The organism is Acidiphilium iwatense (assembly GCF_021556475.1).
GTDB lineage: Bacteria > Pseudomonadota > Alphaproteobacteria > Acetobacterales > Acetobacteraceae > Acidiphilium > Acidiphilium iwatense.
In genome coordinates this window covers 1-1,240 of sequence record NZ_JAKGBZ010000142.1, presented here as the reverse complement: position 1 = coordinate 1,240, position 1,240 = coordinate 1, and the positions used below count along the sequence as shown (strand labels likewise).

2 protein-coding genes are annotated in these 1,240 nt (G+C 63.5%); both read right to left on the bottom strand.

Translation table 11 applies throughout. The annotated features are described in order from the left end of the window. Positions 1-1,052, bottom strand: a 1,052-nt coding sequence (locus L2A60_RS20445) for a sodium:solute symporter family protein (RefSeq protein ID WP_235706301.1), incomplete at its 3' end; no start/stop codon positions are given. Continuing rightward, on the bottom strand, positions 1,049-1,240 hold a 192-nt coding region (locus L2A60_RS20440), incomplete at its 5' end, for a DUF3311 domain-containing protein (RefSeq protein ID WP_235706300.1). The genes L2A60_RS20440 and L2A60_RS20445, both read right to left, overlap by 4 nt.

Here is a 1,240-nt window from a genome sequence, read left to right as displayed (position 1 = left end):
CCATACAGGTTGCGCGAGATCAGCGTCGCCGCCGTCATCGTGATCATCGAGCCCGGCACCATCGCGGTCAGCACCCCGGCCGCCCCCACGATGCCGACCACCCAGGGCGGCATTTCCGCCACCACCAGCTTGAACAGCGCGAGATTGCTCGCCGCCCCCTTCAGCCCCGGCACTTTCAGCACCGCCGCGAAGCCGATGAAATACACGAACAACAGGATGAGCTGATATCCCGGCAGCATGATCGCGTTCTTGCGGAACACCCGCGCCTCCCGCGCCGTGTAGCAGGAGGCCAGCGAATGCGGCCACATGAAGAAGCCCAGCGCGGTCAGCAGCACGGTGGAGACAAACCACCACACGCTCTGCCCCTTGGCCGGGAACAGCAGGAAGCCCGGCTTCGCCTTCGCGATGTCGGTGAACATCGCGCCGATCCCGCCATAGAGATGGACCGGCAGATAGATCCCCAGAAACAGCACCACCGCCAGGATCATGATGTCCTTGGCGATCGCGGTCCACGCCGAGCCGCGCACCCCCGAGACGATGACATAGATCGTCACCACGATCGCGCCGATCCAGATCGCGATATCCTTGTCGATCGCGCCATAGCCCGCCGCGACCACGATGATCCCCAACCCGGTCAGTTGCAGCACCAGATACGGGATGAGGGCGACGATATCGACCAGCGACACCACGATGCCGAGCGCGCGGCTGTCGTATTTATGGGCGAAGAAATCCGGCTGCGTCACCAGATGATGCTGCTTCGCATAGGCCCAGACCGGCGGCAGCATGAAATAGGCGATGACGTAGGCGAGCGCCGCATAGGCCAGAATGTAATAGGCCGGCCCGCCCAGCCCGTAGGCGAAGCCCGAGGCGCCGAGAAAGGTGAAGGTGGTATAGATCTCGCCCGCGAGCAGCAGGAACACCAGAAGCGCGCCAAAGCCGCGATTGCCCACGGTCCATTGCTCAAGCCCCATCTCATGGCCCGAGCGCGCCCACAGGCCGAGCAGCAGCGCGAAGACGGTCGCCAGCGCGAGAATGATCAGCGGCACCGTCATGGCCGGTCTCCCCCATCCCGATTCGCCGGATCGAGCGCATAGACGACCGCCATGATCCCCGCCGTCAGCACGATCCACACCGCGATCCAGCCAAGCGGAAACGGCATCCCCAAAATAAACGGATGCAGCCGGTTATGCACCACAGGCCCGATCAAAAGCCCAATAAACGGAATCACCGCCAGCCATTG